This is a genomic window from Streptomyces sp. NPDC001903 (genome assembly GCF_042891345.1).
Classification (GTDB): domain Bacteria; phylum Actinomycetota; class Actinomycetes; order Streptomycetales; family Streptomycetaceae; genus Streptomyces.
Genome location: NZ_JBIASZ010000008.1, coordinates 144614 through 168118, shown reverse-complemented (window position 1 = coordinate 168118; position 23505 = coordinate 144614). Strand labels below are relative to the sequence as shown.

21 protein-coding genes, 1 pseudogene and 1 riboswitch are annotated in these 23505 nt (G+C 71.7%); of the genes and pseudogenes, 17 read left to right on the top strand and 5 right to left on the bottom strand.

Features of this window, described 5'->3' with window-relative positions; translation table 11 throughout:
• The first annotated feature begins 7 nt into the window (after nucleotides 1-7).
• The 15 genes and pseudogenes from ACFYZS_RS19730 (at nucleotide 8) to ACFYZS_RS19660 (ending at nucleotide 14090) form a co-directional block, all read left to right on the top strand.
• Nucleotides 8-391 carry a DUF6251 family protein gene (locus ACFYZS_RS19730; RefSeq protein ID WP_389013859.1) on the top strand — a complete coding sequence of 128 codons (384 nt, stop codon included), beginning with the start codon at nucleotides 8-10 and terminating at the stop codon, nucleotides 389-391.
• 28 nt (nucleotides 392-419) lie between these two features.
• A pseudogene (locus ACFYZS_RS19725) lies at nucleotides 420-824 on the top strand (NUDIX domain-containing protein); the annotation flags it as partial.
• Nucleotides 825-1199: 375 nt separating this feature from the next.
• Nucleotides 1200-1442 carry a DUF6257 family protein gene (locus ACFYZS_RS19720; RefSeq protein WP_389013856.1) on the top strand — a complete coding sequence of 81 codons (243 nt, stop codon included), beginning with the start codon at nucleotides 1200-1202 and terminating at the stop codon, nucleotides 1440-1442.
• A 92-nt stretch (nucleotides 1443-1534) separates the two neighbouring features.
• Nucleotides 1535-3601 carry a cell division protein FtsK gene (locus ACFYZS_RS19715; RefSeq protein ID WP_389013853.1) on the top strand — a complete coding sequence of 689 codons (2067 nt, stop codon included), beginning with the start codon at nucleotides 1535-1537 and terminating at the stop codon, nucleotides 3599-3601.
• A gap of 150 nt (nucleotides 3602-3751) precedes the next feature.
• A complete protein-coding gene (locus ACFYZS_RS19710; RefSeq protein WP_389013850.1) occupies nucleotides 3752-3997 on the top strand; it encodes a hypothetical protein in 246 nt (81 codons plus the stop codon).
• 161 nt (nucleotides 3998-4158) lie between these two features.
• On the top strand, nucleotides 4159-4347 hold the full coding sequence (locus ACFYZS_RS19705) for a hypothetical protein (protein ID WP_389013848.1): 189 nt from the start codon (nucleotides 4159-4161) through the stop codon (nucleotides 4345-4347).
• 83 nt (nucleotides 4348-4430) lie between these two features.
• Nucleotides 4431-5165, top strand: coding sequence for a DNA methylase (locus tag ACFYZS_RS19700; RefSeq protein ID WP_389013846.1), 735 nt, complete (start codon nucleotides 4431-4433; stop codon nucleotides 5163-5165).
• A 50-nt stretch (nucleotides 5166-5215) separates the two neighbouring features.
• Complete coding sequence (locus tag ACFYZS_RS19695) at nucleotides 5216-6010, top strand: bifunctional DNA primase/polymerase (RefSeq protein ID WP_389014310.1); 795 nt, start codon at nucleotides 5216-5218, stop codon at nucleotides 6008-6010.
• A 2-nt stretch (nucleotides 6011-6012) separates the two neighbouring features.
• Nucleotides 6013-7488 (top strand): ATP-binding protein, encoded by a 1476-nt coding sequence (locus ACFYZS_RS19690; protein WP_389013843.1) that lies wholly within the window; start codon nucleotides 6013-6015, stop codon nucleotides 7486-7488.
• Nucleotides 7489-7992: 504 nt separating this feature from the next.
• Nucleotides 7993-8190 (top strand): excisionase family DNA-binding protein, encoded by a 198-nt coding sequence (locus ACFYZS_RS19685; RefSeq protein WP_389014308.1) that lies wholly within the window; start codon nucleotides 7993-7995, stop codon nucleotides 8188-8190.
• 70 nt (nucleotides 8191-8260) lie between these two features.
• Nucleotides 8261-9454: a tyrosine recombinase XerC gene (xerC, locus tag ACFYZS_RS19680; protein WP_389013840.1), complete on the top strand. Its 1194-nt coding sequence runs from the start codon at nucleotides 8261-8263 to the stop codon at nucleotides 9452-9454.
• A 266-nt stretch (nucleotides 9455-9720) separates the two neighbouring features.
• Nucleotides 9721-10740, top strand: coding sequence for a hypothetical protein (locus ACFYZS_RS19675; protein WP_389013838.1), 1020 nt, complete (start codon nucleotides 9721-9723; stop codon nucleotides 10738-10740).
• A complete protein-coding gene (locus tag ACFYZS_RS19670) occupies nucleotides 10737-11300 on the top strand; it encodes a toxin-antitoxin system, toxin component (RefSeq protein WP_389013835.1) in 564 nt (187 codons plus the stop codon). The genes ACFYZS_RS19675 and ACFYZS_RS19670 overlap by 4 nt, the downstream gene beginning before the upstream one ends.
• 109 nt (nucleotides 11301-11409) lie before the next feature.
• Nucleotides 11410-12897 carry an NAD(P)/FAD-dependent oxidoreductase gene (locus ACFYZS_RS19665; protein ID WP_389013832.1) on the top strand — a complete coding sequence of 496 codons (1488 nt, stop codon included), beginning with the start codon at nucleotides 11410-11412 and terminating at the stop codon, nucleotides 12895-12897.
• Entirely contained in the window at nucleotides 12894-14090 is a 1197-nt protein-coding gene (locus tag ACFYZS_RS19660) for an MAB_1171c family putative transporter (protein WP_389013829.1), read from the top strand. The genes ACFYZS_RS19665 and ACFYZS_RS19660 overlap by 4 nt, the downstream gene beginning before the upstream one ends.
• Before the next feature lie 27 nt (nucleotides 14091-14117).
• Here the strand turns inward: ACFYZS_RS19660 and ACFYZS_RS19655 are convergent, their stop codons facing one another.
• Nucleotides 14118-15371 carry an NADH:flavin oxidoreductase/NADH oxidase family protein gene (locus ACFYZS_RS19655; protein ID WP_389013826.1) on the bottom strand — a complete coding sequence of 418 codons (1254 nt, stop codon included), beginning with the start codon at nucleotides 15369-15371 and terminating at the stop codon, nucleotides 14118-14120.
• Nucleotides 15372-15549: 178 nt separating this feature from the next.
• Nucleotides 15550-16395 (bottom strand): bifunctional 5,10-methylenetetrahydrofolate dehydrogenase/5,10-methenyltetrahydrofolate cyclohydrolase, encoded by an 846-nt coding sequence (locus ACFYZS_RS19650; protein ID WP_389014305.1) that lies wholly within the window; start codon nucleotides 16393-16395, stop codon nucleotides 15550-15552.
• 99 nt (nucleotides 16396-16494) lie between these two features.
• A riboswitch (ZMP/ZTP riboswitch) is annotated at nucleotides 16495-16594 on the bottom strand.
• Between the two features lie 107 nt (nucleotides 16595-16701).
• On the opposite strand from ACFYZS_RS19650, the gene ACFYZS_RS19645 reads away from it, so the two are divergent.
• Both ACFYZS_RS19645 and ACFYZS_RS19640 read left to right on the top strand, forming a co-directional pair.
• Entirely contained in the window at nucleotides 16702-17463 is a 762-nt protein-coding gene (locus ACFYZS_RS19645; protein ID WP_389013823.1) for a class I SAM-dependent methyltransferase, read from the top strand.
• 226 nt (nucleotides 17464-17689) lie between these two features.
• Nucleotides 17690-19282 carry an RNA polymerase sigma factor gene (locus tag ACFYZS_RS19640; RefSeq protein ID WP_389013821.1) on the top strand — a complete coding sequence of 531 codons (1593 nt, stop codon included), beginning with the start codon at nucleotides 17690-17692 and terminating at the stop codon, nucleotides 19280-19282.
• A gap of 71 nt (nucleotides 19283-19353) precedes the next feature.
• On the opposite strand, the gene ACFYZS_RS19635 is transcribed toward ACFYZS_RS19640, so the two are convergent.
• The 3 genes from ACFYZS_RS19635 to ACFYZS_RS19625 form a co-directional block, all read right to left on the bottom strand.
• A complete protein-coding gene (locus ACFYZS_RS19635; RefSeq protein ID WP_389013818.1) occupies nucleotides 19354-19794 on the bottom strand; it encodes an SRPBCC family protein in 441 nt (146 codons plus the stop codon).
• Between the two features lie 53 nt (nucleotides 19795-19847).
• A complete protein-coding gene (locus ACFYZS_RS19630; protein ID WP_389013815.1) occupies nucleotides 19848-21275 on the bottom strand; it encodes an amino acid permease in 1428 nt (475 codons plus the stop codon).
• Nucleotides 21276-21351: 76 nt separating this feature from the next.
• Nucleotides 21352-23505: a phage holin family protein gene (locus tag ACFYZS_RS19625; RefSeq protein WP_389013812.1), complete on the bottom strand. Its 2154-nt coding sequence runs from the start codon at nucleotides 23503-23505 to the stop codon at nucleotides 21352-21354.

Here is a 23505-nt window from a genome sequence, read left to right as displayed (position 1 = left end):
GGCGATCGTGAACTACCTGCCCGAACCCGTCCGCCCTCCCGGCGTCGTACAGCTCCCGGACGGGACCCACATCTACTCCGACAGCCTGCCCGCCACCTACACGGGGCCGCAGGTCGTCCATCAGCACATCCACCAGGCCCCGCCCGACAAGACCGTCCAGCGCATCGCGCTCGGTTCCGGTGTCGGCGCTGGCGCGGTCGCGGCCGGGGTGTACTTCGGCCCGCTGCTCGTGGCCGCCCTGGCCTCGATGGCCGCGAGCCTCGCGTTCCTGGCCTTCCTCGCCCTGGTACTGGGCTGGGGCGTGCACACGGTCGTGAAGTCGGTCGGCGGCTCCGAGGGCACGCAGGCCGCCAAGAACATCCGCACCGCTGCCCGCCGCCGGCGTGGCTGACCACCTCGATCAGCGCCAAGGAGAAGAGATGAGTGAGACGTTCGAGACCATCCGCTACACGGCCGATGTGGTGGTCATCCGGTGCGATGAGGTCCTGGTGATCGAGCGGAGCTGGCCGCCCCACCAGGGGAAGCTCGCCCTGCCCGGCGGACACGTCGATGCGGGCGAGACGTCCCTGGCCGCTGCTGCTCGGGAGCTGCTCGAAGAGACCGGAGTCCGCGTCGACGCGGATGCGCTGACGCTGGTCGGCGTCTACGACCGAGTGGGCAGGGATCCGCGCGGCCGGTACGTGAGCGTGGCCTACGCCGCCACCGTCGCTGCAGGGACGGTCGCCCGGGCCGGCGACGATGCGGCGGCCGTGCGATGGCTGCCTTTGGCGGCGCCCGGGGAGCTGGCCTTCGACCACGCCCAGATCGTCGCCGACGCCTTCCGCCAGCAGCTCGCCGCCAGGTACGCCCGCCAGGTGGAGGCAGAGACCAGCGGGGGCCGCTGCCCGGCCGCGCACCCCTCCGACCCGAGCCCGTGTGCTGGCCCGGTCGCCGTGACGGTGGTGGACCGGTCGGGTGCCGGGATCGACGGTTGCAAGCACCACGGTGCCCGCATGCTCGCCAGCCTGACCGGCGCCCGCGTCTACGCCCTGCCCGACGCCCCCAACGACGCGGCCATCCGCACGCACCAGGCAGCTGCCAAGCTCCCGCCCTACGCCTGGCGGCGGCCGCTGGAGCGCTGACGGCTGCCCGATCCACCCGGCCAACGTGCCGGGTGGTGAGGGGAGCCGGACAGACCGGCCCGCCGAAGGGAGCCCACCGTGGCGAAGGACCCGAAGTTCACCGCTCGTGAGGTCGCGCAGATCGGCTGGTACACGGCCCGGATGGCCAAGCGCGGCATCGCCAGCCAGACCGTTCACCTCGGTGACCTGGAACGCAAGGTCGAGAAGGTCATCGACGGCGCCCGTGAACGCGAGGCCCGTCAGGCGGCCGAGGTCGCCGCGGCCGCGAAGGCCGCCCGCAATGCCCACGCCGCCGCCAAGGCGGCGAAGAGCCGCAAGTAGCTGTGCCCCGGGGCGGCCGCCCTCTCGCCAAAGAACGCCGGCCGCCCCGGGCCTACCCACCCCGCCAGTCAGGCAGAGCAGGAGTTCACAGCATGACCGATTCCCCGACCACGCACCTGCGGGCCGTCCCGGACGAGGACGTCGAGCCGGTGATCCCGAAGATGGTCGACAACCCGAACCTGCCCGACCCGAAGGTCCGCGACGAGAAGCGCAAGCCCGTCTTGGCCGGATGGCTGACCAACCGGCGGGACTTCGCCGCGACCGCCCGGCACGCCAGCGCGAACCTCGGCTACGCCGCCCTCTTCCACGGCGTTCGCATCCCGGTCTACGCGGCCCGGCTCGGCATCCGCTCCCCTCTGGGCGCCTGCCGGTTCATCGCCTCCACCAACCGGTGGGTGTGGGACCGCGAGGCCGCACCCCTGCGGGACTTCGCCGTCCGTACCGAAGACGTCGACCAGTACATGCGCCTGGCCAAGCTCCGCCAGGGCCGCATAGCCCTGCGCGGCCTGGTCACCCTTGTCGCCGCCGTGTTCGGTCTCGGCTTCGCCCTCTGGCTCTACGTCCTCGCCCCTGCCTACCTGTACGCGTTCGCCGCCGGGGGTGTTCTCCTGCTGGGGCTGGCCGGGCAGCAGCCCGATGCCCCGGTCATCGGCCCCGCGGTGCTGAAGACCGAGCTGCAGAAGATGACCGGCTCGATCGTCCTGCGAGGGCTGGACAGCATCGGCAACGCGAAGATCTCCGCCGCCATCAAAAAGGGCGGCGACATGAACGGTCTCCGCTTCACCTCCGAGATCGTGAGGGACGGGCCCGGCTACCGCGCCGACCTCGACCTCCCGTACGGCGTGACCCCCGAGGACATCATGGAGGCCCGAAAGCCGCTCGCCTCCGGCCTGCGCCGCAAGGTCGGCTGCGTGTGGCCCGCGCCGGATCCGGCCGAGCACGAGGGACGGCTGATCCTGTGGGTCGGGGACAAGCCGATGAACGAGACCACCAAACCCGCCTGGCCGCTCCTGAAGTCCGGGCAGGTCGACCTGTTCAAGCCGGTCGTGTTCGGCAACGACCAGCGCATGCGGGACGTGACCGTGACCCTCATGTTCGCCGCGGTCGTCGTCGGCTCGATCCCCCGTATGGGCAAGACGTTCCTGATGCGGCTGCTCCTGCTGATCGCCGCCCTCGACCCGCGTGCCGAGATCCACGCGTTCGACTTCAAGGGCACCGGCGACTTCTCCGCGCTGGAGCCGGTCTGCCACCGCTACCGGGCCGGCGAGGAAGACGAGGACATCGAGTACGTCGTCCAGGCCCTGCGCGAACTGAAGGACGAACTGCGCCGCCGGGCGAAGGTCATCAAGTCCCTGCCGCGCTCGCGGTGCCCGGAGTCGAAGGTCACGCCCGAGCTGGCCTCGGACAAGACGCTGGGGCTGCATCCGATCATCGTCGGTCTGGACGAGTGTCAGGTGCCGTTCGAGCACGAGAAGTACGGCCAGGAGATTGAGGACATCTGCACCGACATCACCAAGCGCGGCCCCGCCCTCGGCATGGTCGGGATGTTCGGCACCCAGCGACCCGACGCCAAGTCCCTGCCGACCGGGATCAGTGCGAACGCGGTGCTGCGGTTCGCTCTCAAGGTGATGGGGCAGCCCGCGAACGACATGATCCTCGGCACCTCGATGTACAAGGCCGGGTACCGGGCCACGATGTTCTCCCGCTCCGACCGCGGCATCTGCTGGATGGCCGGCGAGGGCGACGACCCCCGCATCGTCGCCTCCGCGTTCGTGGATGCGGTCGCCGCCGAGCAGGTCGTCGCCCGCGCCCGCAAGATGCGCGAAGAGTACGGCAACGTCACCGGCCACGCCATCGGCAAGGGCCCCGAAGCGACCGCAGGCCTCGACATCCTCACCGACGTCCTCACCGTCATCCCGGCCGACGAGGACGCGGTGTGGTGCGAGCGGATCGCCGCCCGCCTCACCGGCCTTCGCCCCGACGCGTACGCGGGGTGGAAGGGCGAGAACGTCACCGCCGCCCTCAAGCCCTGGGGCATCAAGCCCGGCCAGGTCTGGGGCCAGACCGACGAGGGCGAGGGCAAGAACCGGCGCGGCATCAAGCGCGCCGACATCACCACCGCCATCACCCGCCGTGACGCCGACCGGGCCGCCGCCTGACCCCCAGGAACGGTGCTAGACCTAGCACCCGCCGCTGCTAGGTCTAGCACCCCCGCTAGCACCCCAACAGGCCACTGACCAGGGAACTAGCGTCTAGCAGCTCACCTGCGAAAAGCCCCGGAAACGCCCCAGCCATGGGAGGAGACCCGCATGCTCATCGCTAGCACCGCCCTCATCCTCGCCACCCTCGCCGGTTACACCCTGTTGTGCATGGCCAGCCCCTTCGGCACCTGCCGCAAGTGCGACGGCGCCGGAGCCAAGCTCACCGTCAACCGCGCCGGGAAGATCAAGCGGGTCAAGCCCTGCCGCCGCTGCAAGGGCCACGGCAAGCGTCTACGCGTCGGCCGTCGCCTGCACAACCACAGCCGCGCAATCCACCGCGCCGGCACCCGCTGACCCCGGACAGCACAAAGCCGGTGGCCGTCCGCCATCAGGCGGGCCCCTCGTCTAGCTGACGACAGGCGGACACGGCCACCGGTAACACCCCGAGCTTGTCAGCGCCCGAAGTACGCGCAGCCTCCCAGCACACCCCGAGCACCGTCAAAGGAGATTCCGGCATGGCCATCACCGTCTCGCTCGTCGCGCTCTTCGGACTCGTCCTGTACTTCCTCCTGCGCAACGGATCCCTCAGCTACGGCAGTGCCTTCACCGCCATCGGGTTCGGGTTCTTCCTCGCCTCCACCGGCGCCGCAGGCCCCATCAACCAGATGGCCACCGCGATCGTCCAGGCCATCCCCAACCTCTGACCGCAGAAAAGGAGAGCGGCCCCCGTCTCGGCAAAGTCCGGGGCTGCTCTCGTCCAGAACCCATGAGAACTGGAGAGACCAGCATGACCCACCCCACCGACATCCGGCGAGCACCGAACGGCGACCGGCCGTTACTCCTCGATCTGTACTCCTGCGCCGGCGGCGCTGGCATGGGCTACGAACGGGCCGGGTTCGAGGTCGAGGGCGTCGACATCCGCCCCCGCCCGAACTACCCCTTCACCTTCCGCCAGGGCAACGCCCTGACCGTCCTCGCCGACCTGATCACGTCCGGCGAGATCCGCCGCTACGCGATGGTGCACGCCTCCCCGCCCTGCCAGAAGAGGTGCGCGCTGACCGTGGGCACCAACCGGTCCCGCGGCTGGGGCGGCAAGCACATCGACCTCGTCGCCCCTACCCGCCAGCTCCTGGACGCGTCCGGACTGCCGTACGTGATCGAGCAGCCCGACGGCAAGGCCGACGTCCGCAAGGACATCACCCTGTGCGGGGAGATGTTCGGCCTTGGCGTCCTGAGGCACCGGAACTTCGAACTCGGCGGCTGGACCACAGCAAAGCCCAAGCACGTTCGCCACCGCGGCTACGTACGCGGCTGGCGCCACGGCGAGTACCGCGACGGACCGTACGTCGCCGCCTACGGCAACGGCGGCGGCAAGGCCACCATCCCCGAGATGCAGGCCGCGATGGGCATCCACTGGACCGACCTCCGGGAGGAACTCACCGAGGCCATCCCGCCCGCGTTCAGCGAGTGGCTCGGCCGCGCGTTCCTCGCCCGCACGATGTCCGGGGCGGTGGCCGCGTGATCACCGCGACCGGGCTCCTGTCCACCGCGCTCCGGCTCGCCGGGCAGGGAATGCCCGTGATGCCGCTACGGGAGGGCAAAGGCCCCATGGGTAACTGCCGGGCCTGCCGAAAGAACGCCTGCGGAGGCCGACCGAACATGAAGACCCCGGGCACCTGCGCGTGCGCCGCGCCGTGCCACGCCTGGGCCGCCGCCACCACCGACCCGGACGTTCTCACCTCCCCGGCTTGGGCCGGCGCCTGGAGGCAGGCTCAGGCCGTCGCCTACCACCCCGGCGGCGCCGGACTCACCGTCGTGGACCTCGACAACGCCGACGCGATCGCCTGGGCCCGACAGAACCTCCCCACGACCACGACCGTCCCGACCACCCGCGGGGAGCACTGGATCTACCGAGGCACCCTCCGCTCCGTCAACGGCGTACGGCCCGGGGTCGACCTGAAGTCCACGATGGCCTACGCCCAGTGGCGTAGCCCCGGCACCGGCACCATGGCCGCGCTGCCGGAGATCGTGCGCGCGCTCGCCGTAAAGCAGCCCAGCGTGGTCCGGACCCAGCCCGGCATCGTCACCGCGACCGCGCCGGCCGGGGGCGGGGAGTGCCGCCACCGGTCACCCGCCTACCTGGAGCGGGGCATCGCCATGGCCGAGCAGCGCATCAAGGAGGCAGCCGAAGGCATCCACAACACCGTGTACCGGACCTTCCTCGCCGTGCTCTCCGTGCACGGCGGGTGCGGCTGCCTCACCGACGCGCACGTCAAGCGGCTGTTCACCGCCGCGCAGGCCAAGGGCGAATCCCTGCGCAACTGCGAGGACGCCTGGACCAACGCCCGCACAACGCTGGGGATGTAGCGATGCCCGAGGAAGAGAAGAACCCGGCCCGCCAGATCATCACCGAATACGCGCAGGACCACTTCCGGTACTTCCGCACCACCGAAGGCACCGTCTACGCGCAGAAGAACAGCCACCCCGTCGCCCGCCCCATCCGCTCCCAAGGCACGACCGGAAGCCACCGCCAGGAACTCATGGTCGGCCTCTACAACGACGGCCGCGGCTCATTCAACGGCAGCGCACTCAAGGAGGCACTCGACTTGATCGAAGCACTTGCCCTCAGCCAGGACGTACAGCCCACCCACATCCGCGTAGCGCCCGGCTTCGACGGCGTGACCTGGCTCGACCTCGGTCGCGACGACGGCCGGTCCGTACGCATCCACCCCACCGGCTGGGACATCCGCGTGCCCGACCCGCAAGAGGTGTGCTGGCGACGCACCCAGCTCACCGGTGAACTCCCCCTTCCAGAGAAGGACACCGACGGCAAGGGCATCGACGCTCTCCTGCGGCTGTGCAACTTCGCCAACGCCGAGAGCGAGTGCCTCGCCATCGCGTGGCTGATCGGCTGCCTGGAGCCTTCCGTGCCCGTGCCCGCGCCTTTCCTCACCGGCCCCCAGGGCGCCGGGAAGTCGACCGCCGGGCGGATGCTGGTGCGGATCATCGAGGGCATGACCGGTGACCTGCGCCGTGCGCCGAAGGATGAGGAGAACCTGATCACGGCCGTGGCCGCTGGTTGGGTTACTGCCCTGGACAACCTCTCGCACCTGCCGCCGGATCTGTCGGACCTGATGTGCTGCATCGTCACCGGCGCCGAGAGCATCAAACGCGCCCTGTTCACCGATGGCGACGTCGTCCGATCCCGCTACCGTCGTCCGCTGCTCCTGACCGGCATCGACGTGGGCGTCATCCGTCCCGACCTCGCCGAACGCCTCCTGCCCCTCCGTCTTGTGCGGCCCCAGGTGCGCCGGACGGAGGCTGAGTTGTGGGCGGAGTACAAGCCGGCCCTGCCCGTCATCCTCGGCTCCCTGCTCGACCTCACCGTCAAGGTGCGAGCCACCGAAGCCGACACTCCCACCGACCTGCGCATGGCCGACTTCGCCCATCTCTGCGCCCAGCTCGATACCGCCACCGGCCTCAGCGCGCTGACCGCCTACCGGGCCAGCCTCGATGACCTCAACGACGACGTCATCGAAGGCGACCTCCTCGCCCAGACCGTCCTCAAGCACGCCGCCGGCCTCGAAGCGGGCGAGGAAGTGCGGATGGCCTCCGCGGAGTGGCTGCACGCTCTCACCCAGCTCTACGCCGGCGAGGACTTCCGGCCCCTGCCCAAAGGGTGGCCCACCACCGGGAAAGTCCTCTCCGACCGCCTCAAGCGCCTACAGCCCACCCTCGCCGCCCGCGGCGTACTCGTCGACTGGGGCCGCACCAAGGCCGCCCGCTACATCGAGATGGCACGGCCGGCCGCCTCGGCGCCTCACGAGCAGGAAGCAGCGTTCTAACCCGCGCGACCACCGGGCCCCTGCACAGGCAAGAAGAGCACCCCGTCCCCGGGCGCGGCGTGCTCCTCTTGCTTGTCCGGCGGCTTGCCGCCGCTGCAAAGGACGTGCCGCGCAGCGGCCCCTCACTTCGCTTGAAAACGCACCGCACCACAACAGAAACCCCTCTCTTTTTCCTAAGAGAGGAGATGTTGCGTCACCCGCGTCACCGACGACCTGAAAACCACCGCTGACCTGCCAATATGCGGGTGACGCAGACGGCCCACGGCTGAGTCACCTCACGTCACCTGCGTCACCAACCTGCGTCACCCACTGACACAGGTGACGCAGGCCGATGACGCACGCCCACCCCTTACGTCACCCAAAACCCCAGGTCAGGCGCACGGATGACACAAGTGACGCGGTGACGCAGAAATCCCAGCCTCGGACAGGAGGCCCACCAGCCAGTCCGGCGAGGGTGAGCCGTCCGGTCGGCGATCTGGAGAGGAGCCGCTTCACGTGGCATTGATGGTCGTACCAGAGAGACGACTTCACAGCGTTCAACAAGCCGCCGAGCTGCTCGGCGTCGGACGCTCCACGGCCTACGAGGAGATCCGGCTGGGTCGCCTGCGCACCGTGCGTTCCGGCCGCCGCCGGCTGGTTCCCACCGAATACGTCGACGAGTACGTCGAACTCCTCAAGCGTGAGGCGGAAGCCGCCGCATAGCAGCAACGAACCCACAGAGGGGCCGCATCGAGGTCGGTGCGGCCCCTCCGTCATGCACGAAGGGTGCCGGATGGACAACGAACGAGCGCCGGCCCGCAAGGCAGCCAACGGCGCGGACTCCATCTACTGGGACAAGTCCAAGAACCGGTACATCGGTGCGGTCTCCCTTGGCTTCACTCCTGCGGGCAAGCGCAGGCGGCCCAAGGTGTCGGGAAAGACCAAGACCGAAGTACGGGCCAAGATCCGAAAGCTGAGGAGCGAACTGGCCGCGGAGGGCAAGGCTCCCGCGAATTACACCGTCCGTCAGGCCGTTGAAGAGTGGCTGGCCAAGGGCCTCCGAGGGCGAGATGAGTCGAGTCTCGCCACATACCGGAGCCTGGCGAAGAACCATGTCATCCCCCAGCTTGGGCACGCCAAGCTGCAAGAGCTTGACGCCGACATGGTCGACGACTGGCTCGTGGGGCGAGCTGAAGTGCTGGGCGATGAAGCCCTGAAGAAGGTTCGTTCGATCTTGAGACGATCCATCAATCACGCCAGGAAGCGCGGACGCGCCAACCGCAACGTGGTCGAGCTGGTCGACCTCCCTGAGGGCCGTCCGGGGAGGCCGAGTAACTCCCTCTCCATGGCTGAGGCCGAGTCGGTTCTGCGGGCCAGAAGGGGCACCTGGATCCACGCATACGTGGTTCTAGCGCTGTTGGTGGGTGTGCGTACCGAAGAAGAGCGCCCCCTCACCTGGGCTCATGTACACACGGAGGTGCCGGAAGGCGCGAAGCCCCATGTCGATGTCTGGCGTTCCGTTCGTCGCCGCGGCGACACCAAGACCGTACGGAGCCGCAGGTCCCTGGCCATGCCCCTTCAGGTCGCCCAGGTCATGCGGGACTACCGCAGTCGGCAGCAGGCAGAGTTCGAGGCGGCGGGGCTCGTTTGGAGTCCGGAAGGACTGGTCTTCCCCGACGACAACGGGAAGCAGCGCACGTCGACCAACGTCTTGAGGAACTTCCGTTCGTTGCTCCGTGAGGCCGGTGTGAAAAATCCCAAGAAGTGGACGACCCGAATGCTCCGGACGAGCTGCGTATCGCATCTCTCCGCCCACGGCGTTCCAACCGAGGTGATCGCCCTCGTGGTCGGGCACAGCGGAACGCAGACGACCGAACGGGTGTACCGCAAGCAGCTTCAGCCAATCATCAGGGATGGTGCACAGGCCATGGACGAGATCTTCGGAGATGGTAGGGGCGGGGCGCCCTCCGGTGGCGCCCAGGGCTGAATCCGGCTGCGTGGCCCCCAGTTTGGCTCCCCTGTGGCAGGTCCTCCCCTGAAACTGGGGGCTGACCTGGGGGCAACACCGTGTGCCCGCTCCCACTGCGCTTACCTCCGAAGTCATGGCCCTGGGGGGCCGGGCGGGCTTGCCAACCTTCTTTGACTCACATCGCAAGAAAGGTTGGGATTCTCCTGTTTCGGCGGGGGCCGGAGGGCTACGCTGCACCCAGCCGAAGCTCTCGAACGTCCTCTCGACATACGGAGAACCTCACGGTGCCAGCCGCCGACCGACCCGTCCTGGCCTCCGCCTGGGCCCGTGTCGCGGCGTTGGCCGAGCGCAGCGGGCGGGACCCCGCCGAGGTGCTGTGCCCGGAGCGGCTGAGCCGCCTGACCGGCGTCGAGCCCGCCCTCATCCCGCAGGTCGTGGCCGGGACCGCGCCCGAAGTGCCGCTCTGCATACGGGTGCACCGGCGCTTCCTGCGGCTGCGGGCCACCCGCCGCGACAAGCACGGCCGGGAGTGGTCGCTGGCGGCCATCGCGGAGGACTTCCGGGCGCCGGGCGCCTCCCTCGGCCCCCTCAACGCGGGCACCGGACTGCCCCGGCTGGGCCACGCGGCGGGCGTGCAGCGGTTCTTCGGGGTCTACGCCGGCTTCCTCCTCGCCGACAGCCAGTGCGCGGTGGAGCACGCCCTCGCCACCACGGGCGCCGGCGCCCCGGCCGACCTCGGGCACCTCTCGTACCTGACGGGCATGCCCCCGCAGGACATCCGGCTCACCCTCGACGGCGCGCCGCCCCGGCTCCCGCTGAAGGAGCAGGTCCGCCAGCGGTTCGAGCACCTGCGGCGCACCCGGCCGCGGCCGGACGGCCAGGCCCACTCGCTCGCCGCCATCGCCCAGTCCTTCTACGCCTCGGGGCAGTCGCTGACCCGCCTCGCGCGCGGCGAGGGCCTGCCCAACCTCGCGGCGGCCGCCGGCATCCAGCGCTTCTACGGGGTCGACGGCGGCTTCCTGCTCGCCGACGACACCGAGGCGCTCACCACCGCCCTGGCCGGGATCGAACAGGAGCTGGAAACCGCCGAACGGAGCACGGGGAACCCGATGCTGGCCGTCCTGCGGGCGCACGATGTGCGCAGCATCGTCACGCGCGCCGGGCGGCTCTCCCCGGCGGGCTGGAAGTCGCTCGCCGACCACCTCGACGACCTGCTGGCCCGTGAGGGGCAGCTGACACGCGAGAGCGCGGGCCGCGTGGCGGTGCCGGACGACCGGAAGGCTGCCGAGGGGGGAGCGCCATGAGGACCACACGCACCATGCGGAAACTCGGCGGGGAGCTGCTGGCGGAAGCGCGTCTGGCGCAGCCGGCCGATGCCGCCGAGATCATCGGGGGCCTGTGCGCGGCGTACGGACGCCGGCGCGGCGGGCGGCCGGTGGAGTTCCGGTTCGCCGGGTTCCCGCCCGACACGGCCAGCGGGCTGTGGCTGGAGATGGAGGAGCGCGACCTGCTCGTCATCGAGGAGCGCACCCGGCCCGAGCACCAACTCGTCATCGCCTGCCACGAGTTATGGCACCTGGAGGAGGGCACCTGCGACAGCCACGGCCCGGGCATGGCCGTGGCGGCCCGGCTCACCGGAGACCGGGGCGACCTCGCGGAGCTGCTGCACTCGGAGACCGGACTGGGCAGCGTGGTCCGGCAGGCGGCCGCTCGCGCCGACCGGGAGGACCCGGCGGAGATCCGGGCCGAGACCTTCGGGCTGTACCTCGGCCAAGTCCTGAAGGCGTACTTGCCCGGGCCCCGCGAGGAGCGGTTCCCCGAGGCGATCGAGCGCATCAAGTCCTCGCTGGGCTGGGGCCGTTGAGTGCACGCCCCCGCGGCGTACCGATGACGCCCCGGTGACCGGCGCTCCCCCTCCCGACGCACCTCACGCGCGCCGCTGCCCCCGCACGGCCCTGACAGAGAGCACCACGATGACCCAGTCCTCCCCGCCCCGCCACGCCGTCGTCATCGGCGGCAGCATGGCCGGCCTGCTCGCGGCGGCCGTGCTGGCCGAGCACGCGACGGTCACGATCATCGACGCCGACACGCTGCCCGACAGCCCGGCGCCGCGGCGCGGACTCCCGCAGGCCCGGCACGTCCACGTGATGTGGTCGGGCGGGGCGCGCGCCATCGAGAAGATACTGCCGGGCATCACCGAGGCGTGGACGGCGGCCGGGGCGATCCGCCGCAGCCTGCCCACCGACCTGGTCACCATGACCGCGCAGGGCTGGATCCCGCGGTGCGGGGAGAAGCAGTTCAACATCTCGTGCAGCCGCGACCTCCTCGACGCGGTGGTCCGCGCCCGGGTGACGGGTCTGCGCGGTGTCACCACGCTCCAGCAGAGCCGCGTACGGGCCCTGGAGGGCACGGCGGCCCGGGTCACCGGCGTCCGCGTCGACGCCCCCGGGGAGCAGAACCGGCTCGTGACCGCCGACCTCGTGGTCGACGCGAGCGGGCGCGGCTCCCGGGCCCGGGCCTGGCTGCAGGAGCTGGGGGTCGGCGGGATCAGACAGGCCCAGGTGGACTCCGGCCTGGTGTACGCGACCCGCATCTTCGAAGCCCCCGCCGGGGCCCACGAGATGGGCTTCCCCATCGTCAACGTGCAGTCCGATCCGCGGGTGTACGTGCCCGGCCAGACCGCGACGATCGTCCCCATCGAGAACGGCCAGTGGCAGGCCACCCTGTCCGGCACCCGCGGCGGCCAGCCCACCGGGGACCCCGAGCAGTTCGTCGCGTTCGCCAAGGGGCTGCGCGATCCGATCGTCGGCGAGCTCCTCGACGGCAGGAAGCCCCTGACCGACATAGCCGTCACCCAGGGCACCGCCAACCGCCGGGTCTACTTCGAGAAGGCCGACCTGCCCGACGGGTTCTTCGCCGTCGGCGACTCCGTCGCCACCTTCAACCCGCTGTACGGGCAGGGCATGACCGTCGCCGCGCAGGGGCTGCTGGCCGTACGGACCCTGCTGCGCACCCAGGGCCTCGCCCATCCCTCCTTCGGCCGCGAGGCCCAGCGCGCGCTCGTCCCGCAGGTGTCCACCGCCTGGGAGCTCGCCACCTCGCAGGACATCCTGTACCCGGGGGCCACCGGCATGAAGCCGCGGGCCGGTGTCGGGCTGCTCAACGCGTACGTCAACCGGCTGATGACCGGGGCCACCACGCGTGAGGCGCTGACCGCCGCGTTCCTCCAGGTCATCACCATGAGCAGCACGCCCGCGTACTGGCTGCGCCCCTCGGTGGTCTGGCGCGTGCTGCGCGCCTCGGACCGGGGCGCGCTGAAGGCGCCGCCGCTGACCGCGGCCGAGCGGGCCGTCGCGGGGCTCGACCGGACGTCCGGACCGGCCGACCCCGTCGACCCGGCCGACCCCGCCGGCCCCGCTGATCCCGTCGACCCGGTGGGCCCCGTCGGACAGGCGCGATGAACGACGGTCTCATCCTCTACGTTCCCGGGTCGGTGATGATCCTGGCGCTGCTGATCAAGGCGCCGACCCTGCGCCGGGGCTGGGACCAGCCGCTCATGCGGGCCGTGTGCACCCTGCTCGTCGTCGGCTGCCTCGTCATGTTCCTAGCGGCGCCGCCGACGATCTCCGCCGTCAACCGGGTCACCGGGATCGTCAACTTCTCGGCCCCGCTGGTGTACAGCGTGCTGACGGCGTTCTCGGGGTCGTGCATCGTCCTGGTCCTGCAGTGGGGCGGCGGTCCGCCCGCCGTCGTACGGCGCGCCACCCGGCTGACGGTGGCCGTGTTCGGCGCCGTCACCCTGCTCATCGTCGTCCTGTTCGCGATCGGCGACGCGCCCGTGGAGCGCCTGCGCGACCTGGACACGTACTACGCCAACACGCCCTGGCTGCGCGAGATGATCGTCTGCTACCTGCTCGCGCACACCGTGGGCAGTTCCACGCTGACCCTGCTGTGCTGGAAGTGGCTGCTGCGCGTGCGCCCCTCGCTGCGCCCGCTGCGCACCGGACTGGCCCTGATCGTGCTCGGCGGGGCGCTGGACCTGGGCTACCTGGTCGCGAAATGGGCGGCGGTGGGCGCCCGCTGGGCGGGCCGCGACTGGGACGGCCTGTCCACCTACGTGGCCCCGCCGTTCGCCTCCGCCGCCGCCCTGATGGTGGGCTCGGGGTTCATCGTCCCGCTGGTCGGCGGCTCGGCTGCCTGGCGGGACTTCAGCCGGTACCGGCGGCTGCACCCGCTGTGGAAGGCGCTGCGCGGTTTCGCCGCGTCGAGCGTGACGACGGTGCCGCTGACCTGGTGGTCTCCGATCGGGATCCGGCTGATCCACCGCGAATCGGTGATCGACGACGGGATCCTGGCCCTGGCCTGCTGGTTCGACCCGGCCGTACGGGGCGACGCGTACGAGGCCGCCCTCGGCCAGGGCATGTGCGACGCGCGGGCCTCCGTCGTGGCCGACGCGGCCATGCTCGCCGCCGCCTGCCGGCGCCGGGAGGCGGCCGCCACCGAGGCCGCGGCGGCCGCCGACCGGACGGCCGAGGCGGACCAGGGGCTGCCCGAGCCGTACCGGCTGGACTCCCGGCCGCTGGCCGCGCTGGCCCGGGAGTTCCGCACCTCCCCCATCGTGGCGGCCGTGCGCCGGGACCCGGCCGCGCTCTGAAGGCCCGGCGGCGGGCGCGGGCCGGCCTCAGCCGACGAGGAGGTCCTCCGGGACGGGGTTGCGGGCGAGCCAGGCCCCGTACGCCCGCACCCGGCGCCAGTGCTGGAGCTGGTCGAGGGCGAAGGTGGCCCGCGGGGAGGCCGCCGGGCGCGGCTCCAGTCCGCGCGCCAGCCGGTGCAGCTGGAACCGCACGAAGGCCAGCAGCGCGGCTCCGGCCAGGTCCCGGTCCTTCCAGCGCAGCCGCTCCACCGTCACCCGTACGTCCTCCCCGGCGCGCCAGCGCGCCGGCAGGTCGGGGCGGAACGCCAGCGCCGAGGCGAGCCCGACGACCGACACCCCGCGCTCCAGGACCCTCCGCGCGGTCTCCTGCCGGGCTATCCCGCCCGTCAGCATGAGCGGCATCGTGGCCGCGTCCAGGAACTGCTCGGCGAAGGAGAGGAAGTACGCCTCCCGCTCGAGGGTCCGCAGATCGGCGGTGCGGCCCAGGGTCGCGGGGCTCTCGACGCTGCCGCCGGACAGTTCGACCAGGTCGACGCCGAGGCCGCCGAGGGCCGCGAGGACCTGCGCCGCGTCCTCGGTGTCGAAGCCGCCGCGCTGGAAGTCGGCGGTGTTGAGCTTGACGCCGACCGCGAAGCCGGGGGCGACCCGCGCGCGGACGGCCCGGACGACCTCGGTGAGGAGGCGGACCCGGTTCTCCGGGCTGCCGCCCCACCGGTCGGTGCGCCGGTTGACCAGCGGGGAGAGGAACTGGCTGAGCAGGTAGCCGTGGGCGGCGTGGATCTGCACCCCGTCGAAACCGGCCTCCTCGGCCCGCCGGGCCGTGACCGCGAAGCGGGCGACGGTGGCCTCGATGTCGGCCTCGGTCATCGCGGTGGGGCGGGCGAAGCGCTTGGTGTGCTTGCCGAGGCTCACCCCTATGTCGGAGGGCGCCCAAGCCGTGCCGGGCATCTCGGAGCCGACCTGCCGGCCCGGGTGGTTGATCTGCATCCAGACCCGGCCGCCGCCGCTGGAGGCGGCCGCGGCCCAGCGGCGGAAGGGGTCGAGCGGGGAACTGGCGTCGAGGACGATCGTGCCCGGCGCGGTCAGCGCCCGGCGGTCCACCATCACGTTCCCGGTGATCAGGAGGCCGGCGCCGCCCCGCGCCCAGCGGCCGTAGAGGCGCTCGATCCGCTCGTCCGGCAGCTGGCCGGCCCCGGCGAGGCTCTCCTCCATGGCCGCCTTCGCGAGGCGGTTCGGCAGGGTGGCGCCGCCCGGCAGTTCCAGTGGCGTGAACAAGTCCATCGGCAGTTCCCCCCAGGAAACGTGTTGCACGTGTCATCCCGCGCCCCGGCGCAAAGATACCGCCAGCTCCCCCGCACCCGTCAGGCTCCGGCCGCAAGAATCCGGACACCACCGGAACGCGGAACGCCCCGGGCCGAAGGGCTCGGGGCGTGTCCGTACGCGGCGTGCGGCGCACGGGTCAGAGGTCCGCGAGCTCCAGACCGGCCTGGGCGGCGGCCGCCTGGACGGTCTGCTCCAGCAGCACGGCGATGGTCATCGGGCCGACACCGCCCGGGACCGGGGTGATCAGCGAGGCGCGGGCGGCGGCGGACTCGAAGTGGACGTCGCCGACGTTGCCCTCGTTGTAGCCGGCGTCCAGGACCACGGCGCCGGGCTTGATGTCCTCGCCGCGGATGAATTCGGCCTTGCCCACGGCGGCGACCAGCACGTCGGCCTGGCGCACGATCGAGGGCAGGTCCGCCGTGCGCGAGTGGCAGTAGGTGACGGTGGCGTTCTGCTCCAGCAGCAGCATGCCGGCCGGCTTGCCCAGGATCGCGCTGCGCCCGACGACCACGGCGTGCTTGCCGGTCAGGTCCACCTCGTACTCGGCGAGCAGGCGCATGATGCCGCCGGGGGTGCAGGAGACGAAGCCCGGCAGTCCGAAGCCCATGGCGGCGAAGGAGTGCATGGTGACGCCGTCGACGTCCTTGCCCGGGGCGATGGCCTCGAAGGCGGCGCGCTCGTCGATGTGGTGCGGGACGGGGTGCTGGAGCAGGATGCCGCTGATCTCCGGGTCCTCGGAGAGGGCGGTGAGGGCGGCGACGAGCTCCTCGGTGGTGGTCTCGGCCGGCAGCTCCACGTGGCGCGAGGTGATCCCGGCCTTGGCGCAGCGGTTCTGCTTCATCTTCACGTACGTCACGGACGCCGGGTCCTCGCCGACCAGCACGGTCGCGAGACAGGGCGCGGTGCCGGTGCGCTCGGTGATCTTCGCCGCAAGGGCGACGGTCCGCTCCGAGATGCGGCGGGCGAGGGCGGTGCCGTCCATCAGCCGGGCGCGGCCGGCGGCGGAGACGGGGGCAGAGGCAGTCTGGGCAGTCGTCACGGGGTCTCCTGAGCGTCGCTGCGGATCGCGGTTCGCGGGTTCGCGGTTCGCCCAGGCGCGCGGCAGGAGACGTACGTGCGGGGACGTACGCCGGGCCGCTCCCCGGTGGTGATCCACCCGAACGCCAGTCACGGCCCGCCTCCACTCTAATGGACCCCGTCGGCGGGTGCGGTGGTCCGCGGCGGCCCCCCGTGCGTGGATCCGGTCAAACCGGTGGATCACCGGCGCCGCGCCTGGGACGATCGAGACATGACGCGCACTTTCGACCACCTCATCGCGGAAGCCGAGTCCGTTTCGGTGGACGGCTGGGACTTCTCCTGGCTCGACGGCCGGGCCACCGAGCAGCGCCCCTCCTGGGGCTACCAGCGGCTGCTCGGCGAGCGCCTCGCCCGGGTCCGCTCCGCCCTCGACATCCAGACCGGCGGCGGAGAGGTGCTCGCCGGGGCCGGGCCGCTGCCCCCGCTGACGGCGGCCACCGAGTCCTGGCCGCCGAACATCGACAAGGCGACCCGGCTCCTGCACCCGCTGGGCGCGGTCGTGGTCGCGGACGCCGACGAGCCGCCGCTGCCGTTCGGCGACGAGGCCTTCGAGCTGGTCTCCAGCCGCCACCCGGTGACCATCTGGTGGGAGGAGATCGCGCGGGTCCTGCGGCCGGGCGGCACGTACCTCTCGCAGCAGGTCGGGCCGGCGAGCGTCTTCGAGCTGGTCGAGTACTTCCTCGGGCCCCAGCCGCAGGACGTCCGGCGCGCCCGGCACCCCGACGACGCGGTCGCCGACGCCCGCAAGGCGGGCCTCGAAGTGGTGGATCTGCGCTCCGAAAGGCTGCGAACGGAGTTCCACGACATCGGAGCCGTGATCTACTTTCTCCGGAAGGTGATCTGGATGGTGCCCGGCTTCACGGTCGGGCAGTACCGGGACCGGTTGCACGAGCTCCATGAACAGATCGAACGTGACGGCTCGTTCGTGGCGCACACCGCCCGTTTCCTCATCGAGGCCCGCAAAACGGGCTGACGGAGAAGGGCGTGCGGACGCGGACGGATCCACGGCCGAATGGTTGCGCGCCCACAGCGTGGCGCAGGTCACTCAATTCAGCGCGTAACGAATCGACTCGGGCATGCGATGAACCGACAGGTGTCCTCGCGCGGCCCCGGAATACAGACCCCCCTCGGGTCTGTTTCCCGAGTCCGCGCGATGATTTCCCGCCCACTCCCTATCTGTTCGCAACGAGAGGCTCCTTGTGTCGCTCAGCCCGTCCCGTACGTTCCCTCCGGAGATCGCCGAATCGGAGGCCCTCGTCGCGCTCGTCGAGCGCGGCCGCGAGCAGGGTCACATCAACGGTGACGACGTGCGCCAGGCCTTCGAGGCCGGCCGCATCCCGGTGGACCAGTGGAAGCGGGTCCTGCGCAGCCTGAACCAGGTCCTGGACGAGGAGGGTGTCGCGCTGCACGTCAGCGCCGCCCCCGCCACGAAGGCTGCCGCGAAGAAGCCCCGCAAGGCGGCCGCCGCGCCCGCCCGCACCGTGACCAAGAAGGCGGCCGCCGCGCCGCGCCCCATCGGTGCGCGCAAGGCCTCGGCCACCAGCCCGGTCCCGGCCACCGCGGCGGCGATATCCGCTTCGCCGGCCGCGGCCGCCGAGGACGAGGTGACGGCCGACGCCGTCGCCGAGCCGAAGAAGCGGACGGTCAAGAAGACCGCCGCGAAGAAGACCGCGGTGAAGAAGACCGCCGCCGCGGCCAAGAAGACCAGCGCCAAGGACGCCGACGAGGGCGAGACCCCGGCCGCCGAGGGCGAGGACTGGGCCGCCGAGGACCTCGTCGACGACGTCGAGGAAGAGGCCCCCAAGGCCGGCGGTTCCCAGGGCTTCGTCCTGTCCGACGACGACGAGGACGACGCCCCGGCGCAGACGGTCATGGTGGCCGGTGCCACCGCCGACCCCGTCAAGGACTACCTGAAGCTGATCGGCAAGGTGCCGCTCCTCAACGCCGAGCAGGAGGTCGAGCTCGCCAAGCGCATCGAGGCGGGTCTCTTCTCCGAGTACAAGCTCGAAGAGGAGGAGGACCACAAGCCCGCCTTCAAGCGCGAGCTGGAGATCCTCGTCGAGGACGGCCGCCGTGCCAAGAACCACCTGCTGGAGGCCAACCTCCGCCTCGTGGTCTCCCTGGCCAAGCGCTACACCGGCCGCGGCATGCTCTTCCTGGACCTGATCCAGGAGGGCAACGTCGGTCTGATCCGCGCCGTGGAGAAGTTCGACTACACCAAGGGCTTCAAGTTCTCCACGTACGCGACCTGGTGGATCCGGCAGGCGATCACGCGTGCCATGGCCGACCAGTCGCGCACGATCCGCATCCCCGTCCACATGGTCGAGATCATCAACAAGCTGGCGCGCGTCCAGCGCCAGATGCTCCAGGACCTCGGCCGGGAGCCCACTCCGGAGGAGCTGGGCAAGGAACTCGACATGACCCCCGAGAAGGTCATCGAGGTCCAGAAGTACGGCCGCGAGCCGATCTCCCTGCACACCCCCCTGGGTGAGGAGGGCGACAGCGAGTTCGGTGACCTCATCGAGGACTCCGAGGCGGTCGTGCCGGCCGACGCGGTGTCGTTCACCTTCCTCCAGGAGCAGCTGCAGTCGATCCTGGGCACGCTCTCCGAGCGTGAGGCGGGCGTCGTCTCGATGCGCTACGGCCTGAACGACGGCCAGCCGAAGACCCTGGACGAGATCGGCCGCGTGTACGGGGTCACCCGTGAGCGCATCCGCCAGATCGAGTCCAAGACCATGTCGAAGCTGCGCCACCCGTCGCGTTCGCAGGTGCTGCGCGACTACCTCGACTAAACCGGACCGAACCGTCCGCAAGTCCGTCCGCGTCCCCCGGGCCAGTCTCAAGACCGGCCCGGGGGACGCGTTCAGTTCTCCAGGAGGTGCTTCAGCTTCTCCTCGTTGCGCGGCATCTCCTTGCGGGCGTACGGCTTGACCACGAGCGGGGCGATGACCCTGCCGATGCCGTGGCCCTCGAAGTCGAGGTCCAGGGTCACGCGCGAGCGCCTGCCGCCCTCGAGGGACTCGATGGTGCCGCGCACATCGCCGCGTACGGGTCCGCCGATGCCCTGGATGTGCCAGCTGCGCGGCCGGTCGAGCTCCGTGACCTGCATGGTCATCGGGAACTCCCGCTTGCCCATGCGCCGGGTGACGACGACCTTGGAGCCGACGTGGACGGGTGCGCCGTCGAGCGGGCGGGCGGAGACGGCGCTGTCCTGCCACTCCGGCAGGTGCGTGGGGTCCGTCACGTAGTCGAAGACGTCTTCGGGACTGCGGGAAATGTCGATGCTCTCTCTGATCGCGGACATGGCGACCCCTTACTGCCCCCTGCGTGTCCTCCCATTCCACGCTACCGCGCAGGTCAGGCGGCGGCCCGGTGCTCGGCACCGCTCTCGGCCCGGTGCTCGGCCCGCTGCTTGCGCGCGGACATCGCGGCGTGGACGAGGACGCCGGCGAAGAGGAACAGGACGCCCTGGTAGACGGCCGCGTAGCCGGAGCCGGCGACCAGCCACATCGAGAAGCCGAAGGCCAGAGCGGCGAGGATCCCGTCACGGGCCAGGCGGCCGCGGTGGACGCGCTCGGCCTGCCCGGAGAGCAGGAAGTGGATCTGCGCGGCGGTGGAGAGCAGGTACGGCACGGTCGCCGTGAAGGTGGTGACCAGGACGAGGATCTCGAAGACCCCGTCCGAGCCGGCCGTGTAGTTGTAGATCGTCAGGCCGGAGGCCAGGGCGACGGTGACGATCACGCCGACCACCGGGACGCCCCGCTTCCTCGTCTCGAAGACCTTCGGGAAGAGCCCGTCGCGGGCCGCGGCGTACGGGGTCTGCGCGCTGAGCAGGGTCCAACCGTTGAGGGCGCCGAGCATCGAGACCACGGCCGCGCAGGCGACGAGGGTGCCGCCCCAGGTGCCTCCGGCCCCTCCGTCCACGGAGAACATGGCGTTCACGGCGTCGCTGAAGGGCGCCTCCGAGGCGACCAGCTGGTCGTGGGGGACCAGGCCGAAGACGGAGAGGGTGCCCAGCAGGTAGACGGCGGCCGCGCCGACGGTGCCCAGGATCGTGGCCCGGCCGACGTTGCGGGCGGGGTCGCGGACCTCGCCCGCGCTGACGGCGGCCGACTCCACGCCGAGGTAGCTGAAGAGCAGGATCGCCGCGGCCGCGGAGACCGCGCCGACCGGGCTCTGGCCGGTGGCCCGGAACGGGCCGAGGTTGGCCGGGTCGAAGAAGAACAGCCCGCCGACGGCGACCAGCAGCAGCGGGGCGAACTTCAGAACGGTGGCGACCACTTGGACGGCCCCGACGTACCGGGTACCGGCCAGGTTGGCGAGCGCCGGGAGCCACTGCACGGCGAGGGCCGCCAGGCACATCGCGGCCTTGTGACCGCCGATGGCCGGGAAGAGCACGGTGAGGTAGCCGACGGCCGCCACCGCGAGGGCCGCGTTGGAGACCCAGGCGGTGATCCAGTAGCTCCAGGCCGCGAGGAATCCGGCGAAGTCGCCGAACGCGGCGCGGGCGTAGACGTAGGGGCCGCCGGTCTGCGGGAGCCGCTGCGCGAGCCGGCCGAAGACCAGGGCGAGGGCGATCGCGCCGACGGTGAGCACGCCGAAGGCGACCAGGCTGATCGTGCCGAAGGGCGCCACCGAGGCGGGCAGCAGGAAGATGCCGCCGCCGATGATGTTGCCCATGACCAGGCAGGTCGCGATCGGCAGGCCGAAGCGCCGGGCGTGCGGGTCGCGGCCCTGCTCCGGGGGTGCGGCGGTCTCGGCGGGCAGGGTTGCGGTGCTGGTCATCGGTGGTGCGCCTCGGAATGTCTCACATGCTGGGCAGGGTCAACACATGGTTGACCAGGGTGAAGACGGCACAAAATCAGCGGATTTCGTCCCGTGAGGGCACCCCTGCGGAAGGAAGGCTTCCGCCATTTCCGCCCGCGGGCCGGGGTTCCTCCACCGACTGCCCCGCGGGGTCCGCCGGGAGGTTCCCCGCCGCCGCGATCACCTGCGGGGCCAGCGGCACCTGGGGGCCGTCCGCCTCCCGCAGCCAGCGCCGCAGCACCTCGTGCACCGCTTCCGCGCCCACCAGGTCCGGCTCCGGCTCCGACAGCTCCGTCGGCCACATCAGGAACGGACGCCCCTGCTCCCCGCCCAGGCCGCCGTGCGAGCCGATCTGCTCCTCGAAGGCGTGCACCGAGCCGGTCAGCGGGTCGTACGCCGAGTTCACCATGACGTCGGCCACGTGCGGGAAGGCATCGGTCCGCCGGACCGCCTGCTCCGCGCCCGGTCCGAACCGGGCCAGCAGCTCCTGCGCCGCTCCCGGCTCGTCGAGGCGGGCCACCGCCCCGCCCGGGCCCAGCACCTCCCCGTCCACCAGCAGGAAGCCGATGCCCGGGTGGTTGGCCAGGGTCGCCAGCAGGGCCGGGTGCGCCCGCTCGATCCGCTCCCGCGAGGCCCGCCCCCGTACGTCCGGGAAGGAGATCAGCCCGAGGTTGCCCGAGGCGAGCACCACCGGGTCCGGCCCCCGCTCCGGGTGGGCCCCGGCACCCTCCTCCACCGGCCGGTGCAGGGCCGCGAGCACCGCGGCGCGGGCCTCGGCGCCGCTGCGGGTGCGGCCGGCCCGGCGGGAGACCGGCAGCCCGCAGCCCGCGCGGACCAGGTCCTTCAGGGTCAGCCCGTACCGGCCGAGGAAGGTCTCCCCCGGGCTCTGGCCGTGATCGGAGAGCAGCACGATCCGGTACTCCCGGGGTGCGTGCTCGGCGACGCGGGCGATCAGCGCGAGGCTGCGGTCGAGCCGGGCCAGCACCCGCTCGGTGTCCCGGCCGTGCGGCCCCGAATGGTGGGCCACCTCGTCGTAGGCCACCAGGTCCGCGTAGACCGCGGCGCGCCCCGCGAGCATGTCACCGATCACCGCCGCCACGACGACGTCCCGTTCGACCACCGTCGCGAAGGCGCGGATCAGCGGGTACAGCCCGCCGCGGGCCACCCTCGGCCGCTCCGCGCGCAGCCGGGCCCGCAGCGACTGGCCGATCTCCCGGGCGACCTCGGCGACGAAGGACAGCGCGGTGCGGACGGCGTTGGCCGGGTCGCAGAAGTACGCGAAGTAGCCCGCGCGGGACCGGTTGGCCCGGCCCCGCCGCGCCGAGACCGACAGGACGAGGGCCAGCTGGTCGGCGCCGCCGCTGAACAGGTTGCCCCGGCTCGCCCCGTCGAGGGTGAGCAGTCCCCCGTCCCCGGTGCGGGCGACGGCCCGGCGCTGGAGTTCGGCTGCGCTGGTGGGCCGGTTGCAGACCACCACCTCGCCGGTGTCCTTCTCGTACCAGCGGAAGGCGGGCACGTCGAAGGTGGAGCCGTGCAGGATGCCGAGCTGGCTGGCGCCGGTCTGGCTGGACCAGTCGGTGCGCCAGGCCGTGATGCGGTGGCTGCCGTCCAGCCAGCCCGCCACCGTGGGCATCAGAGCGTTGCCGGCCGCGTGCCGCAGCGTCTCGTACCCGACCCCGTCGAGCTGGAGGAAGACCAGGCCGGGGGCGCCGGGGCCGGCACCCGGGGCGCCCTTGAGCCGGGTACGCCGGCGGCGCCGGTCGGCGAGCCGGTAGAGCCGGCGCCGGTACGCCTCGTCGTCGCGCACGGCGAGAGCCGTCGAGGTCGCGGAGGCGACGGCGGACATCACGGCGGCCACCACCACGGCGGTCTCCGGGGCGACTTCTCCGCGGCCGGACGGGATCAGGCTGAGGGCGAGCAGGAGCAGCGAGCCGTTGAGGAAGAAGACGAGCAGGCCCAGCACCAGGGCGGGCACCAGCAGCAGCGCCCGGACCAGCACCGGCCACACCAGCGCGCTCAGCAGGCCGAAGGCCCCGGCGCCCCAGGCGGCGGTCAGCCCTATCTCGGTGACGCTGTCGCCGTCGCCGGACCGGAGCCGGAAGTCGGGGAGGATGCCGGCGAGCGCGAGCATCGTGAGGGTGGACACCGCCCAGACGAGGATCACCCGTACCAGGGCGCTGCCCGTGGTCCGCCACCGTCCTCGCCACAC

Excerpts from the sequence above, each read along its gene's own strand:
- ACFYZS_RS19690 (WP_389013843.1), top strand. The coding sequence starts at position 6,013 with ATGCCCGAGGAAGAGAAGAACCCGGCCCGCCAGATCATCACCGAATAC.
- ACFYZS_RS19650 (WP_389014305.1), bottom strand. The coding sequence starts at position 16,395 with ATGGACGGCACCGCCCTCGCCCGCCGCATCTCGGAGCGGACCGTCGCC.
- ACFYZS_RS19630 (WP_389013815.1), bottom strand. The coding sequence starts at position 21,275 with ATGACCAGCACCGCAACCCTGCCCGCCGAGACCGCCGCACCCCCGGAG.
- ACFYZS_RS19705 (WP_389013848.1), top strand. The coding sequence starts at position 4,159 with ATGGCCATCACCGTCTCGCTCGTCGCGCTCTTCGGACTCGTCCTGTAC.
- ACFYZS_RS19710 (WP_389013850.1), top strand. The coding sequence starts at position 3,752 with ATGCTCATCGCTAGCACCGCCCTCATCCTCGCCACCCTCGCCGGTTAC.
- ACFYZS_RS19665 (WP_389013832.1), top strand. The coding sequence starts at position 11,410 with ATGACCCAGTCCTCCCCGCCCCGCCACGCCGTCGTCATCGGCGGCAGC.
- ACFYZS_RS19645 (WP_389013823.1), top strand. The coding sequence starts at position 16,702 with ATGACGCGCACTTTCGACCACCTCATCGCGGAAGCCGAGTCCGTTTCG.
- ACFYZS_RS19655 (WP_389013826.1), bottom strand. The coding sequence starts at position 15,371 with ATGGACTTGTTCACGCCACTGGAACTGCCGGGCGGCGCCACCCTGCCG.
- ACFYZS_RS19670 (WP_389013835.1), top strand. The coding sequence starts at position 10,737 with ATGAGGACCACACGCACCATGCGGAAACTCGGCGGGGAGCTGCTGGCG.
- xerC (WP_389013840.1), top strand. The coding sequence starts at position 8,261 with ATGGACAACGAACGAGCGCCGGCCCGCAAGGCAGCCAACGGCGCGGAC.
- ACFYZS_RS19635 (WP_389013818.1), bottom strand. The coding sequence starts at position 19,794 with ATGTCCGCGATCAGAGAGAGCATCGACATTTCCCGCAGTCCCGAAGAC.
- ACFYZS_RS19660 (WP_389013829.1), top strand. The coding sequence starts at position 12,894 with ATGAACGACGGTCTCATCCTCTACGTTCCCGGGTCGGTGATGATCCTG.
- ACFYZS_RS19695 (WP_389014310.1), top strand. The coding sequence starts at position 5,216 with ATGCCCGTGATGCCGCTACGGGAGGGCAAAGGCCCCATGGGTAACTGC.
- ACFYZS_RS19685 (WP_389014308.1), top strand. The coding sequence starts at position 7,993 with ATGGTCGTACCAGAGAGACGACTTCACAGCGTTCAACAAGCCGCCGAG.
- ACFYZS_RS19700 (WP_389013846.1), top strand. The coding sequence starts at position 4,431 with ATGACCCACCCCACCGACATCCGGCGAGCACCGAACGGCGACCGGCCG.
- ACFYZS_RS19715 (WP_389013853.1), top strand. The coding sequence starts at position 1,535 with ATGACCGATTCCCCGACCACGCACCTGCGGGCCGTCCCGGACGAGGAC.